This is a genomic window from Candidatus Polarisedimenticolaceae bacterium (genome assembly GCA_036376135.1).
Lineage (GTDB): Bacteria > Acidobacteriota > Polarisedimenticolia > Polarisedimenticolales > DASRJG01 > DASVAW01.
Genome location: DASVAW010000158.1, coordinates 81,974 through 95,457, shown reverse-complemented (window position 1 = coordinate 95,457; position 13,484 = coordinate 81,974). Strand labels below are relative to the sequence as shown.

Annotated in this window: 8 protein-coding genes and 1 tRNA gene; 6 read left to right on the top strand and 3 right to left on the bottom strand. The window is 70.9% G+C overall.

The window, feature by feature from the left end; all coding sequences use genetic code 11:
• Positions 1–445, top strand: a 445-nt coding sequence (locus tag VF139_17020) for a hypothetical protein (protein ID HEX6853100.1), incomplete at its 5' end; no start/stop codon positions are given.
• A gap of 339 nt (positions 446–784) precedes the next feature.
• Here VF139_17020 and VF139_17015 read toward each other — a convergent pair.
• Positions 785–858 (bottom strand) — tRNA-Ile (locus VF139_17015).
• A gap of 80 nt (positions 859–938) precedes the next feature.
• Between VF139_17015 and VF139_17010 the strand changes: the two genes are divergently transcribed.
• Together VF139_17010 and lnt are read left to right on the top strand one after the other, a co-directional pair.
• Positions 939–3,785 carry a hypothetical protein gene (locus tag VF139_17010; protein HEX6853099.1) on the top strand — a complete coding sequence of 949 codons (2,847 nt, stop codon included), beginning with the start codon at positions 939–941 and terminating at the stop codon, positions 3,783–3,785.
• A 267-nt stretch (positions 3,786–4,052) separates the two neighbouring features.
• Complete coding sequence (lnt, locus tag VF139_17005) at positions 4,053–5,612, top strand: apolipoprotein N-acyltransferase (GenBank protein HEX6853098.1); 1,560 nt, start codon at positions 4,053–4,055, stop codon at positions 5,610–5,612.
• On the opposite strand, the gene VF139_17000 is transcribed toward lnt, so the two are convergent.
• Together VF139_17000 and VF139_16995 are read right to left on the bottom strand one after the other, a co-directional pair.
• Positions 5,609–6,853: a nucleotide disphospho-sugar-binding domain-containing protein gene (locus tag VF139_17000; GenBank protein HEX6853097.1), complete on the bottom strand. Its 1,245-nt coding sequence runs from the start codon at positions 6,851–6,853 to the stop codon at positions 5,609–5,611. The two genes, lnt and VF139_17000, sit on opposite strands and share 4 nt — an antisense overlap.
• Positions 6,854–6,863: 10 nt before the next feature.
• Positions 6,864–7,121: a hypothetical protein gene (locus VF139_16995; protein ID HEX6853096.1), complete on the bottom strand. Its 258-nt coding sequence runs from the start codon at positions 7,119–7,121 to the stop codon at positions 6,864–6,866.
• Positions 7,122–7,282: 161 nt separating this feature from the next.
• Here VF139_16995 and VF139_16990 point away from each other — a divergent pair, with 161 nt between their 5' ends.
• The 3 genes from VF139_16990 to VF139_16980 all read left to right on the top strand — a co-directional run bounded on the left by VF139_16990 (position 7,283) and on the right by VF139_16980 (position 13,346).
• The gene (locus VF139_16990; protein ID HEX6853095.1) at positions 7,283–7,642 is read left to right on the top strand and encodes a hypothetical protein; all 360 of its coding nucleotides are present in this window, start codon (positions 7,283–7,285) and stop codon (positions 7,640–7,642) included.
• A gap of 127 nt (positions 7,643–7,769) precedes the next feature.
• Complete coding sequence (locus VF139_16985; protein ID HEX6853094.1) at positions 7,770–8,873, top strand: efflux RND transporter periplasmic adaptor subunit; 1,104 nt, start codon at positions 7,770–7,772, stop codon at positions 8,871–8,873.
• A 3-nt stretch (positions 8,874–8,876) separates the two neighbouring features.
• Positions 8,877–13,346: a multidrug efflux RND transporter permease subunit gene (locus VF139_16980; protein HEX6853093.1), complete on the top strand. Its 4,470-nt coding sequence runs from the start codon at positions 8,877–8,879 to the stop codon at positions 13,344–13,346.
• Positions 13,347–13,484: the final 138 nt, after the last annotated feature.

Here is a 13,484-nt window from a genome sequence, read left to right as displayed (position 1 = left end):
TGTGGCGCGGGAGGGCAAGCTGGTCTTCTCGACCTTCGACCCCGTCACCGGATCCGGGCGGCCGATCGCGAGCCTCGACGCACGAAACCCGGCGGAAAGGCAGTGGGATCTTTCCCCCGACGGTTTGCGGATCGCAGTCTGGGACGGCGATCGAGGCGCCGTCACGATCCTCGTACCGTCCAATGGTGAACTGCGAACGTTGACGACAGAGAAGCTGCTCAACTTTGGCGCGTTCTGGACGTCGTCGTCGGATGCCCTTCTTGTGTCGGGCTGGAAGGGGGACAGGTCGATCGTGCTGAGAATGGACATGGAGGGGAAGACTCAGGTGCTGCTCGAGGCGACCGGCATGTTCAGGGTGGGCGTCGTGCCGTCTCCCGACGGCAAGCGCCTGGCGTGCATGGCCGGGAGTCTGAACTCCAACGCCTGGCTGCTGGAGAACTTCTGATCGCGTCGGACGCTCGATAGCCGGCCGGCTGCCCGCGAACAATGCCATCCGGAAACTCCTGCCGGATGCCGCCAGCGCGGGCGTAGGGTAACCGGTGTTCATGAGTTGGGCGCAATGGTCCTGGCGCGACGCACGCTTGACGCCTGGATGCGACGCACGACTCTGCGCAAAGTGTACGCAGCATGGTCCGCGCTCAGCATTTGGCGGAAGTGCCGAAGCCTCTGCAGGTTGTGGGCCCGCCGGTGTCGCGATCGGCGGTCTGAGGATCCGCTGGTCTCGCACTGCGACGAGCGCGGCGGGCAGTCGCAACCTAATGGCTGGTCATGGACATCGAAGGAATGCCCCCACCAGGACTCGAACCTGGGACCAGCGGATTATGAGTCCGCCGCTCTGACCGACTGAGCTATGGGGGCGCAGTCCGGAGACGCCGGGATGGTAACCCTTTGACGGAACTCCCGGCTCGCGGTAATTACCCCGGGCAAGGGGGGTCACGATGCCGGCTCGTACCGGTCGCGGACTCGTGGCGGTCGCGATCCTGACGCTCGCGCTCCCGGCGCTCGCCCAGTCCGCGCCGCGGGTCACGCACAACTGCGCCAAGGTCCACACCGCCCCGCGCCCCTGCAAGGCGGCGACGCAGGTCACGCCTCACACCTCGATCTACTTCGAGGTGACCGTCCCTACGACGAACGCCGCCGGTGACCTCGTCGATCCGAACAGCATCGCGGCGACCATCACCCGCTCCGGCGGGACGGCCGTCACGATGTTCGGCCCCGGCCAGGTCTGGGCCGCGGGGTACACCGGAGAGACGATCCCGTCGTTCACCGACGGGACGCGCACCGGGTACGGGTTCTTCACGCAGCCCAACGCGCCGTTGCAGCCCTCCTCCACCTACACCGTCCGCGTGAGCGGGGCGACGCTCAGCGGGATCCCCATCGACGCGACGACCACGACGTGGTCGTTCACCACGCGGCGCGACCTCGCGGGATCGGTGACGAGCTTCGACGTCGACCTCGCCGCTCCCACGGCGACGTGGGAGGGCCGCTTCTTTTCGGGGATGGTGAAGCCGAACTTCAACACCTCGGCGATCTTCGACCAGGAGCCCGTCTACGACCTGATCGACCAGGCGCGGGAGAGCGCGCCCGAGTTCTTCCTGCACCAGCGGGACTGGCCGCTGTTCGCCGACTACTGGTCGAACCTGTATTTCGACGGCGCTCCCAACCTCGTCCGCGAGCGGGAGACGCGGCGGATCGTCTCGATCGTGGACGACGCGGACGAGACGATCCTCTACCTCGCCGACCTCCTCGAGGCACCGCTGTACGGGATCGCGGGGCGCAGGCTCTCCGACGACTACGATGTGGGCGACCAGGTCCTCGTCTGCGACCGGTCGAAGTCCGAAGTCGCGACGGTCGTCACGGTCCGCAGCAGCCAGAACCGGATCCACGTGACGAAGCTCGCGAACCCGGCGGCCTCCTGGGAGCTCGACTTCCCCGGCTCGAAGCCCGCGGACAATCCCGACACCCCCGGGAACTTCACGCATCCCCTGGGAGCGCTGCGGAAGTTCCGCCCCGCCGGCACGCCGGTCTACTACTGGGCCCGGCTCGACGACGAATGGGACCGGCACGTCGCCCACGGCCGGCGGCCGCACGTCAACGTCGAGGCGGTGGGGATCGACCTGTGCATCACCGGTCGCGTGAACGGGACGACCGGCGGGGACTGCGCAAACCTCCCCAAGGACTGGCTGGAGTGGCACGGGGTGGTCCGCGCCTTGATCGACCACATCGTGGACCGCTACGGCGAGCAGGTGGCGGACTGGTACTACTCGATCGGGAACGAGCCGAACCACAACACCTTCTGGGGCGGAACCGACGACGAGTTCCTCGCCTTCTACGACTACACCGCGAACGCGCTCCTCCATGCCCTCGAGGCGCGCGGGATCGACAGGAACCGCGTGAGGATCGGCGGCGGGGAGGCGGGAGGGAGCGCCGACCCGGTCGGGTACACCTCGCACCTGCTCTACCACGCCTCGCCGACGGCGGTCGACCCGGCCCCCGGGTTCGACGAGCGCAACCGCGTCTGTCTCGACCCCGCGTTCGCGGGGCTGCGATCGACGGACGTCGAGGCGATCTGCACGACGCAGGGGGGGGTCGGAACCCCGGTGGACTTCGTCTCGATTCACGCCTACAAACGCGCGGCGGACGCGGCGGACTCCCTGATCCAGATGCGGCAACGCTCGCTCGACATCGACCCCGTGACCTTCGACCGACTCCGTGTCAACTCCCACGAGACGACCCCCGACTGGATCACCTCGCGCGACCCGGGCGGGCGCGAGATGTATCGCTGGGGCGGGTACTTCTCCTCGTGGGGGGGCGACTTCTTCCGGCGAATGCTCGACGTCGCGATGACGGACCCCCGCAAGCGCGAGGGCGAGATCACCGTGACCGTCTGGCCGTACTGCCGCAATCTCCCGGGGAACACCTGCGCCGTCGGGCAGCTGGCGATCGACGAGAACGCGGACGGGGTCGAGGACCGCGTCGACGCGGTCCCGGTCCCCTTCTTCCACATGGCGCACCTCGCCTCGACGATGTCCCACGATCTCGCCTCGATCGGCACGCGGCAGGACGCGGGGGTCACGCTCTCCGGCTGGCGGTCGGTCGAGCCGGTGGCGGACAGGTTCCTCCTCTACGCGCACGACGTATACGACACGCAGAGCGCCGAGCCGGGGGGCTGGGACGTCACGCTTCGCCTGCGGAACCTCCGCTTCCCGCAGGTCGACGTCACGGAGTACCGCTTCGACAACGACCATCCCGCGCGGGCGGCGCTCGCGGCGCTCCCCGACCGCGGAAGCAACGGCGTCTACACGCCCACGGAGGTCGCGGCGTTCGTGGACGCCGCGCGGCTGCGGCCGATCGGCCCCGCCGTGCGTTACCCGGTCGCCGGCGGGGCGCTCGACCTGCCGACGCGCGTTCTGTCGGGGGGGGTCGTCTTCCTCGACGTCCGGGGCTCCGACCTCGACGCCGACGGCGTCTACGACCCCGAGGACTGCGCCCCGAACGACCCGCAGACGTACCGCGCTCCTGCCGAGATCTCCGACCTGGCCTGGCCGGACGGGCAGACCCTCGCCTGGACGAGCGCGATCCCCGCGGCGGGCCCGTCGACGGTGCACGACGTCGCGCGGGACGCGACCTGCCTCGCTTCCGGGATCACCGCGGCGACGTGGACCGACGGCACCGTCCCGTCGCCGGGGGCGCTGTTCCGCTACCTCGTGAGGGGCCGGAACAGCTGCGGGGCGACCTGGGGAACCGATTCGGACGGGATGGACAGAGTCGGCGCGTGTCCGTAGGTCAGGCCGCCCTCGACCTCGCGAGCATCCAGCCGCCGATCGGCACGAGCGCGAACCCGACGAAGTAGAAGGTCAGAAAACACCCGGCCAGCAGGACCGCCACCGCGACGGCGGGATCGAGCGATCTTGCTTGTACAGCACTAATCGTAAGGGCCCGCACGGTCAACCCCCCCCGATAAGGTCCATTTAGTGGCCAAAACAGCCTAGACCGAGATTGTCATTATGACAAGAGTTAATTAGGCTCCGCCCGTCCAAACGGGGGGTTCCATGGCCGGCTTCACGAACTCGCGCCGCGACCTGCTGCTGCCGCTGGGGTCCGGCCTGATCACGCTCCTGGCGTTTCCTCCGATGTCGATCGCGCCGCTGGCGTTCGTGGGACTCGTTCCCCTTTTCATCTGGCTCGACCGCCCGCACCCGGCGCGGACGCTCCTGCGCGGCGGGCTCGCGTTCGCGGTCCCCTACGTCGCGGGGTGCATCTACTGGATGTTCGCTCTCGGGAGCGTGACGCCGCTGGGGCTTCTGGCCGCGACGATCGTCGTCACGATGTACGTTTCGACCTTCTTCATCTTTCCCATCGTCGTGAACGCGGTGCAGCACACGGTGCGCTGGCCGCTTCCGCTGTTCGCTCCCTTCCTCTGGATCGTCAGCGAGCACGCGCGCGGGTACAGCGACATGGCCTTCCCGGTCGTGACGCTGGGATACGCGTTGTGCGAGTGGCCTTCGCTCCTGCAGCACGCGGACCTCGTCGGCGTCTGGGGCGTATCGGCGTGGGTGGCCTTCGTCAACGCCGCGATCGCCGCCGCGATCACCTCCCGGGACGACCGGAGGGCCCGCCTGCGTTGGATCGGCGCGCTCGTCGTCGCGCTCGCGCTTCCCGCGTGCTACGGCGCATCGCGCTGGCGCGCGATCGAGGAGGAGATGGCTCGCGCGCCTTCACTTCGCGTCGCGCTGCTCCAGCCGAACATCGCCCAGCAGAAGAAGTGGAACGTGCGCACGGTCGACGAGATCTACGAGCGCCTCGACCGGCTCGTGCGCGAGGCCGAGGCGACGAACCCCGATCTCGTCGTCGGCCCCGAGGCGTCGTTCCCGATCGTCCAGCCGGTGGACGCAGTGCGACTTCCCGACGAGATCTCGGCGGGGACGCGGCCGCTCCTGCTCGGCTCGGTGCTGGGAATCGGCGAGGGGGTCGAGCGCACCGCCGGGACGCGCCGATATCGGGCGTACGACGTCCACTACAACGCCGCCGTCCTCGCCGACGCCGCGCGTCGCATCCTCGGGCGGCACGACAAGGTCTATCTCGTGCCGGTCGCGGAGCGACTTCCGTACGCCCGGTTCTTCGGCGGCCTGCTTCCGCTGATGGAGAAGCAGTTCGGCCGCTTCCGACCCGGCTCGGAGCTGCGCGTCCTGAACGCGCCCACCCCGGACGGGCCGGTCCCCTTCGGCGCGCTCGTCTGTTACGAGTCGCTGTTCCCCGACCTCGCCCGGCGGCTGACCGCCGGGGGCGCCCGGTTTCTCGCGAACATCTCCAACGACGCCTGGTTCGGCCGGACGTCGTTCCCGTACCAGCACGCGGGGTTGTGCGCGCTGCGCGCGATCGAGAACCGACGGTCGGTCGTCCGCAGCGCCAACACGGGGATCTCCGCCGCCTACGATCCGCTCGGCCGCCTCGTGGCGAAGACCGATATCTTCCAAGAGGCGATCCTCACGCGCGAGATCCCGCTGCTGACGACCGAGACCGCCTACGCGTTCGTCGGCGACGCGGTCCTGTGGCTGGCCTACGCCGTCGTCGCGGCATGCCTGGCCGCGGCGTGGCGGAGGCGCCGCTAGCGCGCGACCCGCAGGATCGCGTTCGCGGCCTGCCGCCGCGAGGCGGCGAACGCGACACGCGGCGCGAGCGAGCGGCACGCCTCGGAGACCTCCGGGTCGCCGAGGAGCCGGTCGAGCGCCGGAGCGATCGCCGCCGCCTTCCATCGCCGCGCGGGGATCCATGCCGCCACGCCCAGCCGCTCCGCGCGAACCGCGTTGTCGGGCTGGTCGTGCGCCATCGGCATCAGCAGCTGCGGCACTCCCGCGGCCAGTCCCTGCGACAACGAGCCGATCCCTCCGTGATGGACGAACGCCGCCGCCCTGGGGAGCACGGCGCTGAAGGGGAGGTACTTCGCGTGAGCCATCCCCGCCGGGAGGGTGTGCGGCAGCTGCTCCTCGTGAGGGGTGAGGAGCAGGGCGCGACGCCCCAGCGCGACGCAGGCCGCCATCGCCGCGGCGAAGAACTCCCTCCCGTGCACGTTGGCGGATCCCGGAGTGATCACGACGGGAGTGGAGCCCGCGGCGAGGAACGACTCCACGTGGGGGTCGAGCCGGTCGGCGGCGGCGGCGCCGCCGTCGTACCCGACGAACCCCGTCGTCTCGAAGACGCGCGGCCAATCCGACGGCGGAGCCGCGAACCAGTCCGGGAACAACCCGAGCACGAGGTCGGGAGAGTGGATCCAGGCCTCGAACGGCCGCTTGACCGGCGGAAGGCCGAGGCTTCGGCGGTGCTCGGTCAACGGCGGGCCGATCGCGGGATCGATCACGAGGAAGTCGGAGAGTCGGAACAACCCCTTCACCACGAAGCGCGGATACCACGCGGGCATCGGCAGCTCCGGGAAATACGGCGGCGCCTCGACGGAGCGCAGGATGCTCGGCTGCATGTGCAGCGTCACGAGCGGCACGCCGAGCTTGTCGCGGGCGGTGCGCGCGCCCAGACACAGCGAGGTCGCCGCGACGACGTCCGGTTTCGTCTTCGCGATCGCGTCGTACACGATGCCCTGCGCCGGGACCACGCCGTCCCGTACGACCACGGCGAAGGCCTTGCGCGGGTTCCACAGATCGGGGTTCGCGGAGGTGCGCCGATACTCGTCGGCCGTCCCCATCGGGGCGAACCCGAGCCCCTCGCCCCGGATCGTCGCCTCGAACCAGGGATTCGTGACGACGAGCACGTCGTGGCCGCGCGCGCGAAGCTCCGCGCCGATGCCGACGACCGGGAAGACGTCGCCGGCGCTGCCGAGGGCGGCGAGGAGGACCTTCATCGCGGCTCGCTCAGCCGCGCCCCACGAGCGAGGCCGCGAACGCGAGAAAGACGGAGAACGAGAGGCTGAACCCCTCGTACAGCTCCCAGATCGTGCGCTTCGTTCCCATGAAGTCGAAGGCATAGGTCGTCAGCAGCGACAGCAGCGTCTTCTCCGTCTCGTTGCCGGGAAGAGGGGCCCCCTGGACGTGGCCGATCATGTGAAAGACGGCAGTCAGGATCGCCCCGATCGCCCCCACACGAAACGCGATGCGCTGGAGTTTGCTCATGACGCGGGAGATTACCCCCGCCTCGGGTGAATTCCCTAGTCGGTCTCGGGAATCGTTCCCTCGACGTACCGGTCGTTACCCGATGGTCGGGGAGTGCCGGAAAGAGGATCTTGTCCTTCCAAGGATCAAGGGGATCCGAGAGAACGGAAAGGAAGGACGCCATGAACACGATGCTCAAGACCCGGAACGGTGGAACCAAGGCTCCCGGCGGCCTCTACTGGCACTTCGGCAACTGGGAGATCAAGGCGCTCGACGGCAAGGAAGTGACCCTTCCCGGCTCCGCCGCGGAACGCTACGTCCGCATCCCCACCGTCGCCCTGCTCGTCCTCGGCCCGGTCATGGGGCTCGCGTTCGCGATGTTCCTCCCCGCCATCGGATTCGCGCTGCTCGCCACGCAGGTCGTCCGCAAGATCGCCCACACGATCGTGAAGTCCGCTCCCGAGGCGAACGCCGCCACGGCGACGGGACCCCAGGCTCCCGTGACGCGCGAGAGCGCCCATCACGACGAGCCCTTGAACTGAACCCTCCCGCCTGAACCCTCCCGCGCGCCGGACGCGTCCTCCGGCGCCTGGGAGACCGGCCCGGTTGTAAGGACTCCGTTCCGAAGCGTCAGCACGGGTGCAACACGACAACCTCGTGGAGGACCCGATGACGCCGAAGACGGCCGCGCTTCTCGTTGCCCTGACCACCCTGCTCGCCGGCTGCACCTCTGCCCCGGCGACCCCCGCTCCCCCATCCGCGACCACCGTGCGGGTCGCGACGCCGGTCGTCGCGGACATCCCGGTGACGGCGACCTTCCCCGCCCACATCGAAGCGGTCGAGCGGGTCGAGATCCGCCCCCGCGTCGCCGGCCAGCTCGAGGCCGTGCTCTTCAAGGAAGGCGCGTACGTCCGCCGCGGGGAGCTCCTGGCCCGCGTCGACGCCCGCCCCTACCGTGCCGCCCTCGCCGACGCGGAGGCCGCATTGCGCGAGGCGGCGGCCCAGGCCGAGCTCGCCCACCGCGAAAGCGACCGCGCCGCGCGCCTGCTCGAGCGCGGGGCCGCCGCGGTGGAGGAGGCCGAGCGGCTGCGCGCCGCCGCCGAGGTGGCCGACGCCCGCGTCGCCGCCGCCCGGGCCGAAGTGGAGAAGTCCCGGCTCGACGTCGGTTTTGCCGAGGTGCGCGCCCCGATCTCCGGGCGCATCGGTCGCGCCGAGGTCACCTCCGGGAATCTCGTCGACGCCTCGACCCGAATCGCGGTCCTCGTGTCCGGCGATCCGGTCTACGTTCGATTCGACGTGGACGAGGCCACCCTCGTCGCGAACGACCCGGGGCGGGCCTCCGCCTGGGAGGTGACCTTCCGGTCGATGGACGGAACGGCCTCCGGCCGCGGCTCCGTCGCCTTCCTCGACAACGAGATCGGAGCGGGCACCGGCACCGTGCGCGTGCGCGCGGCGCTGCCGAATCCGGACGGACGCTGGATCCCGGGCGCCTACGGCAGCGCCGAGGTGACGTTCCGGACGCGACGGGGCGCCCTGCTCGTCGATGCGGCCGCCATCGGCAACGACCAGGGACGCCCGTTCGTCCTCCTGGCCGACGACGAGAACAAGGTGGAGTACCGCCCCGTGGTCACCGGCCCGGAACGGGACGGCCGGCGCGTGGTCGAGGAGGGGCTCTCCGCGGACGACCGCGTGATCCTGGACGGCTTGATGCGCGTCCGCCCGGGCGCCGCCGTCGACCCCGCCGCGCTCACCGCCTCGCGAAAGGAGAACTGAGCCATGGCATTCGCACGCTGGTTCGTCGACCGCCCGATTCCGGCGATGGTCGTGTCGATCCTGATCGTCCTCGCCGGTTTGCTCTCGCTCGGCCGGCTGCCCCTGGCCGAGTACCCGGACGTCGCGCCGCCGACCGTCGTGGTGCGGGCGAGTTATCCGGGCGCCAACCCGGAGGTGATCGCGGAGACGGTCGCCTCGCCGATCGAGCAGGAGATCCACGGCCTCGACGGCATGTTGTACATGACGTCCCAGGCCTCGGGGGACGGGGCGCTGTCCATCCAGGTCACCTTCGCCCACGGCGTCGACCCGGAGATGGCCCAGGTGGAGGTCCAGAACCGCGTCGCGCGGGCCCTCCCCAGGCTTCCCGAGGAGGTCCAGCGCATCGGCGTGGTGACGCAGAAGACCTCCCCCGACATGTTGATGGTCGTCCATCTGGTCAGCCCGGATCGTCGCTACGACCTCCTGCACCTGTCGAATTTCGCCGTGCTCCAGATCAAGGACGAGCTCGCGCGCCTCGAGGGGGTCGGCGACGTCGTCGTCTGGGGATCGGGGGACTACGCCCTTCGGGTCTGGCTCGACCCCGGCAAGGTGGCCGCGCGCGGGATGACCGCGAGCGACGTCGTCGCCGCGCTGCGGGAGCAGAACGTCCAGGTCGCGGCGGGGGTGGTCGGCCAGCCCCCGGAGGCCTCGGCCCCGTTCCAGCTCGGCGTGCACGCGATGGGCCGCCTGTCCACGGTCGAGCAGTTCGAGGAGGTCGTCGTCAAGACCGGCGAGCGGGGCGAGATCGTTCGCCTCCGCGACGTCGCACGCGTCGAGCTGGGCTCGAACCGGTACGCGCTGCGCAGCCTGCTCGACAACGAGCCCGCGGTCGGCATCCAGATCGTCCAGAGCCCGGAGGCGAGCGCGCTCGCGACGGCTTCCCGCGTCCGCGAGGCGATGGAGCGGCTCCGGGAGGGATTCCCGCAGGGGATCGAGTACCGGATCGCCTACGACCCGACGATCTTCGTGCGCGCCTCGATCGACAACGTCGTCCGCACGCTGTTCGAGGCGATCGCGCTCGTCGTGATCGTCGTCGTCCTGTTCCTGCAGACCTGGCGCGCGTCGCTCATCCCGCTCGCCGCCGTGCCCGTCTCGCTCGTCGGCACCTTCGCGGTCATGCACCTGTTCGGATTCTCGCTCAACACGCTCTCGCTGTTCGGGCTCGTGTTGTCGATCGGGATCGTGGTGGACGACGCGATCGTCGTCGTCGAGAACGTCGAGCGTCACCTGCGGCGGGGCCTCTCGCCGCGGGAGGCCGCGCACGCGGCGATGGGCGAGGTCACCGGGCCGATCCTCGCGATCACCTCGGTGCTCGTGGCGGTCTTCGTGCCGACCGCGTTCCTCGGCGGGCTGACGGGGATGTTCTACCGGCAGTTCGCGCTCACCATCGCGATCTCCACCGTCCTCTCGGCGTTCAACTCGCTGACGTTGTCCCCCGCGCTCGCCGCCGTCCTCCTGAAGCCGCACGGAGCGCCGTCGCGCTCTCTCGTCGCGCGCGCGTTCGCCGCGTTCGAGCGGACGTTCGAGCGCGCCTCGGGCGGGTACGTCCGGGTGGTGACGCGCGTGGTCCGCTCCTCGGCGATCGCGATCGCCCTCTACGCGGGGCTTTTGGGTCTGACCGCCGTCGGGTTCCGCGAGGTGCCGACCGGATTCGTGCCCGCGCAGGACAAGTACTACCTGGTGGGGATCGTGCAGCTGCCGGCCGGCGCGTCGCTCGACCGGACCGAGTCCATCGTCCGGCGTGCCACCGAGGTCGCGCTCGCGCAGCCGGGGATCGAGAGCGTCGTCGCCTTCCCCGGCCTTTCGATCAACGGCTTCACGGCCAGCCCGTCGGCGGCGGTTTTCTTCGCGATGCTCGACCCCTTCGAGTCCCGGCGCGACGAGGCGCTCTCCTCGGGGGCGATCGCCGGGGCCCTGAACGCGAAGTTCTCCTCGATCGGCGACGCCTTCGTCGCCGCGTTCCCGCCGCCGCCGGTCCACGGACTGGGGAACCTCGGGGGGTTCAAGCTGCAGGTCCAGGATCGCGCGGGACGGGGTTACGACGCCCTTCAGGAGGCCACGCGCACGCTGCTGGCCGCCGCGGAGAAGGACGGGCGCTTCGTCGGGCTGTTCTCGAACTTCCAGACGAACGTCCCCCAGCTGCACGTGGACGTGGACCGCCAGAAGGCCAAGCTCCAGGGCGTCGACCTCCGCTCGCTCTTCGAGACGCTCCAGATCAACCTCGGGTCGCTCTACGTCAACGACTTCAACACGCTCGGCCGCACGTACCAGGTCATCGTCCAGGCGGACGCCGTGCACCGGAGGGACGCCGAGTCCGTCTCGCGCCTGTGGGCCCGCAACGACCGGGGGGAGCTCGTCCCGGTGGCGGCCCTGGCCCGGGTGCGACCGGACACGGGGCCGGATCCCGTGACGCGGCACGACGCGTTCCCGGCGGCGGACGTGAACGGAGCCGCCGCGCCGCGGGTCGGGTCCGCCGAAGCGGTCGCCGCGATGGAGGAGCTCGCCCGGACGCACCTGCCGGACGGCTTCACGATCGCGTGGACCGACCTCACGTACCAGCAGCGTGCCGCGGGGAACGCGGCATCCCTCGTGTTCCCAGTCGCGATCCTGCTCGCGTTCCTCATCCTCGCCGCGCAGTACGGCTCCTGGTCCCTCCCGCTCGCGGTGATGCTCGTGGTCCCGACGGTGCTGTTCAGCGCCCTCGCGGGGGTTTGGCTCCGGGGGGGCGACAACAACCTGTTCACGCAGATCGGCCTCGTCGTGCTGGTGGGGCTCGCGGCGAAGAACGCGATCCTCCTCGTCGAGTTCGCCCGCCAGCGGGAGCGCTCCGGCGCGACGCCGCTCGAGGCGGTGCTCGACGCCGCGCGCCTCCGGCTGCGGCCGATCCTCATGACCTCGGCGGCGTTCGTCATGGGCGTGCTCCCCCTCGTGTTCGCCTCCGGCGCCGGCGCCGAGATGCGGCGCGCGATGGGGCTCGCGGTCTTCTCGGGGATGATCGGCGTCACGGTGTTCGGGCTCCTGCTCACTCCCGTCTTCTACCTCCGGATCCGGCGCCGCCGCGCGCCGAGGCTGGCCCTGCGTCCGGTCGCGCCGGCCCTCCTCGTCGCGCTCGCGGCGGTTTCCGGCGCCGCCGCGGCGACACCCCCGGACGCGTTCGGCACGCAGGCCCCGGGCCTCGTCGAGGGCCCCGCCTCCGTGGAGCGCTGGTGGGAGCGGTTCGGCGATCCGGTCCTCGACGGCCTCGTCGTCCGGGCGCTCGAGCGCAATCACGACGTCCGCGAGGGCGTGGCGCGGGTCGATGCCGCGCGCGCCGCGCGGCGCGGGGCCCGGCACGAGTTCGGACCCTCGGGGGGAGCGAGCGTCGCCGTCGAGCGGCGCGAGCGATCGGCGCACGAGGCGCCCGGAGCGACCGAGGGCGAGCGCCGCTCGGAGACCCGAACCGCCGGGATCGACCTCTCTTGGGAGGCCGACCTGTTCGGGCGCGTCCGCAACGCCAATCGCGCCGCGCAGGCCCGTCTCGACGGGACGCTCGCCGCGCTCTCCGACGTGCGGCGCGTCGTCGCGGCGGAGGTGGTCGAAGCGTACTTCGACGCGCGCGGGAGCGAGATGCGCATCGACACGCTCCGGCGCTACCGGGACGATCAGGCGAAGGTCGTCGAGTTGAACGACCTCCTCGCGCTCGAGGGCCGCGTCGCGGGGGACGTGCCGGCGCGGGCGCGCGCCGAGCTCGCCTCGAACGAGGCGCGACTGCTCGACGCACGCGACACGCTCGCCGCCGCGGTGCACGCGCTGGCCCTCCTGCTCGGCGAGGTTCCGGGCGCCTGGCACCTTCCGGAGTCGGCTCCGCTCGGGACTCTCGTGCTCGAGCCGATCGCGATCGGCGATCCGGCGTCCCTGATCGCCGGTCGCCCCGACGTCGCCGCGGCGGCGCGGGAGGTCGACGTGCGTCGCGCGGAGATCGGGATCGCGGCGGCGGATCTTTTCCCCCGTCTCACCCTCGGCGGCTTCTTCGGCGTCGTTGCGGGAGGCGGGGGGGAGCTCGGCTCCGCGGGCTCGAGCTCGTGGTTCGTGGTCCCTTCGTTGCGCTGGGGGGTGTTCGACCTCGGACGCACGCGCGCCCGCGTCCGGGTGCGACGCGCCGAGGCGGAGGCCGCCCTCGTCGCCTACGAACGCGTGGTGTTGCGCGCGCTCGAGGAGGCAGAGAACGCATTCCAGCGCTTCGGAAGCGCGCAGGCCAGGCTGCTGCATCGCGACGTGCAGGCTCGCGAGGCGACGCGTGCCGCCGCGATCGCCGCCGCCCGGCACGAAGAGGGCGCCGACACCTACCTCGCGGCGCTGATCGCGCGACGCGACGCCTTGCAGGCCGCGCTCGATCGAATCGATGCCGTGGTCGATCATCGACGGGCCAGCGTGGCGGTGTTCCGCGCGTTGTGACCACGAGCGGCATTTTCCGGCTTGACCCGTCCTTCGATCCGACCGAAACTCTCGACGTCGATCCGCGCCGTCGGAACGGTGCGGCGGTCCCGGAGAAGGCTCAGGGCGGGCCAGGGATCGGGAGGGTTGGGGCCCTCC